The organism is Fusicatenibacter sp., from assembly GCF_977045365.1.
Genome location: NZ_CDRRUH010000090.1, coordinates 1 through 3,497 on the forward strand (window position 1 = coordinate 1; position 3,497 = coordinate 3,497).

Below are 3,497 nucleotides of genomic sequence, written 5' to 3' on the forward strand. Positions count from 1 at the left end.
CTGCTGACGGGTGTCTTCAATGTATTCCATCCACTCTAATAATTCCTGCATAAACAACGCCCCTTTTTCTTTTATTTTATCAAAAAAGGGGCGTGTTCACAATTTATTTACTCATGCGTTTGTCGTGTGTAACTTTTTTTATTCTACATTTTTCAGTGCCTCGTCCATCGGAATCTTTTTGATGTGGCGGAACTGCAGCACAGCGATAACAGCATACGCCGCAAGACCCATCAGATACATTTTTCCGTAAATTGCCGGATCAATATAGTATGTCAGCCAGCCGCTGTACTCGGAAAGCATAATGACATAAATCTGGTGGATCAGCGCGGAGGCAATGATCAGGCTGACACCGATTGAGACGATCACAACCCAGGTTGTCGCTGTCAGATACAGACTCAAAATTTCCCTGTTCTCGTAGCCGAGAATCTTTACCATCGAAATCGAAGTCGTATTCTTCTCGATGATCAGCTTCGTCAGCAGATAAATCAGCAGCATGAACAGTACAATCGAGAAAACATTGATCAGCTGGAACATTTCTCCCATCGACACATTGAGCTGCCGTGAAATCTTTGTCATATCATCTTCCGTAATTTTCGTCGCGATATACGATTCCTCCAGGTCCGTGATCGGCTCGTTGGAAAAATAGCCGTTAAAGTAGTCCTCTGGATGATCGAATTCCTCGCAGAAGACATCCATCGGCAGAAATACCGCAAGGGCTCCCGGGTAGGCATAAATGCTTTTTACTTCAAAGCTGTACGTTTTGTCCTCATACGGCTCTTTCAGTTCCAGTGTATCGCCGACTTTCATTCCATATTTTTCGGCATAACCGTCGGAAATCGTTACGCCGTCCTCAAACAGTTCAGCGGAAACATATTTGCTGTCTTTCTGAATTCCATATACCGAAATGCTCTCGCCCTCCCGGTTTTTCGGAATATTTTTCAGCGATGTAACAGCAAACGTTTCCACGCCTTTCGTATTTGTCTTCAGCGACGGCGTCAGAAGTTTCTGCACAATTCCCATCAGCGTGTACTCATCATCCTCATCGATCGGATCCGGGACATTTAAAATATACTGGTAATCTGCCAGCATATTTTCTACCGCCTCCGTCTGGTAATGTGACAGCAGCGGTTTCATCATCATACCGAACAGCAACAGAATATTGGCAAATACGATACCGAGAAACAGGGTAAAGTAACTCGATTTGTTCTGCAGCAGGATCCGCAGACGAAACCGCGAGAAGAACCGGAAGTTCGGAAGACGCACCGCATGGCTTTTTCCTTTCTTTGCAAAATCGTGGCGCAGAAAACGCAGCGGTGACAGACGCAGACGGCCGGAAATCAGCACCGCGTTGATCACAAACATCAGAATTGCCGGAATTACGGTCGTGAGCAGAAATGCATTGGCATTCCACCGCGTCTGATACGTCGGCAGACTGTAGCTTCCATAATACATACCGGCGCAGATATCTTTAAACACGGTGTATCCCAGAATATTTCCAATCACCGCCGCCAAAATCGTAATCAGTACCGGCAGGGACAGATAATGCAGCAGAAGTTCCCGTCTCGTATAGCCGGATGCACGCAGCGTTCCGATCACCGACGCTTCTTTTACAATCGTATTGTTTGTCGTAACTGCAAAAATGAACGCCATAATGGCAATCAGGATGTACAGCAGTACCTCCATCATCGCCTTGTCACCGCCCATATCGTCGCCGGTAAATTTGATTGCCTGATTGCCGTAGCGCGGCAGATAACCCGTCAGCGAGGAATGAGCCGCCAGCACCTCGACGAAATCATCGGACCATTCTTTTTCCTCGTTTTCATCTTTCGGTTCCGTATCGTATTTCCAGGAATAGCAGTATTTGATATGGTCATCGGTAATGGCATCATACCCTTCTTCGGTCATGATTCCCACACCGAATTTAACCGCATCGAACATCATGTCGCTCGAATTGCTGAACAACGCACTGTAATCCGAAAGTGCCACAAGACCGGTAACCGTCAGTTCTTTTTTATCAACCGAGATCACATCACCGACCTGCAGGTCATTATTGTCCGCATACATACGGTCAATTGCAATTTCATCCTTCTGCTGCGGCATTTCGCCTTTCATCAGGCAGACCAGATTGACCTCTGTTCTGTTTTTAAAAAGACGGATCGTGCTATCTGGTTCCGAATCCAGATCCGTGTCGGCATCTTCGTCTTTATAGAAATTCTTGTAAATCGTTACCTTCTCTTTTTCCAGCCGTGTTCTCTGGTTGTCGGTGAGCTTCTGTTCTGTTGTAAAATTTCCGTTTTCCACGTTGTATTTTTCAAAGCTCTCATCGTAAGCGTACAGCATGCTCTCATCCGCAACGAGAAAACCGGACACAAAGCCAATCGTCGCCGTCATAAACAGAAAAATAACGAGATATTTTCCAATATCGTTCTTCAGTTCCCGCAGCAGGCGTTTTCGTAATGGATTTTTCATACTTCCACCCCGCTTTACCAGTCCAGATCGCCGGCGGCGATTTTGGTCTCATTGACGTAGTTTTTACGGATCTGGCCATCGCGCAGACGAATCACGCGGTCTGCCATGTTTTTGATTGCATCGTTGTGCGTTACCATGATGACGGTGTTGCCGTACTTCTGATTGACATCCTCGATCAGCTTTAAAATCTCCTTGGAAGTATGGTAATCGAGTGCACCCGTCGGCTCATCACAGAGCAGAATGCTCGGATTTTTGATGATGGCTCTTCCGATTGAAGTACGCTGCTGCTGACCGCCGGAGAGCTGGTTCGGCAGCTTATCGCGGTGGTCATAGAGTCCCAGTGTCTTTAACAGATCGTTGATATCAAGCGGATGATCGCTTAAGTATGCGCCGACTTCAATATTTTCTTTCACCGTCAGGTTCGGAATCAGATTATACATCTGGAAAACGTATCCTAAATGTTTTCGTCTGTACCGTGTCAGCGTTTTTTCATTCATATCCTCAATTTTTTCGCCTTCAATCACGATCGAACCACTGTCCGCCTCGTCGATTCCGCCGATAATATTCAACAGTGTCGATTTACCGGAACCGGACGGACCGAGGAGAACACAGATTTCACCTTTTTCCACAGAAAACTGGATTCCCTTTAAGACCTCCACACGGCTTTCACCGGTTCCAAAACTCTTCTTCAGGTTATTAATCTCAAGAAACATAACTTTCCTCCCTGCATCTTTTTTCCTGAGTGTGTAAGAGCCCTTTCTGCGTTAGACTCTTCTAACCCCATAATACTGCTTTTTCTGTGAAATGAAAAGCGCTGTTAATGAGTATTTTTTCTCATTAACAGCGCTCTTTCTTTTATTTTTTAACAGCAAAAAACCATCGGATCTCTCCGATGGTCCTTCCGATATACCTTCAAAACCGCATACACTTTACATCTATCATTCCATTTTTTGTGAACACAACCATTCAGGTCAAGCCCTCGACCGATTAGTAACAGTCAGCTCCATGCCTTACGGCACTTCCACCCC

At 45.8% G+C, this 3,497-nt stretch carries 2 protein-coding genes; both read right to left on the bottom strand.

The features are described 5' to 3' along the window. Positions 1 to 138: 138 nt before the first annotated feature. A complete protein-coding gene (locus ACY2VW_RS13670; protein WP_461878424.1) occupies positions 139 to 2,469 on the bottom strand; it encodes an ABC transporter permease in 2,331 nt (776 codons plus the stop codon). A gap of 14 nt (positions 2,470 to 2,483) precedes the next feature. Continuing rightward, entirely contained in the window at positions 2,484 to 3,182 is a 699-nt protein-coding gene (locus ACY2VW_RS13675; RefSeq protein ID WP_118741530.1) for an ABC transporter ATP-binding protein, read from the bottom strand. Positions 3,183 to 3,497: the final 315 nt, after the last annotated feature.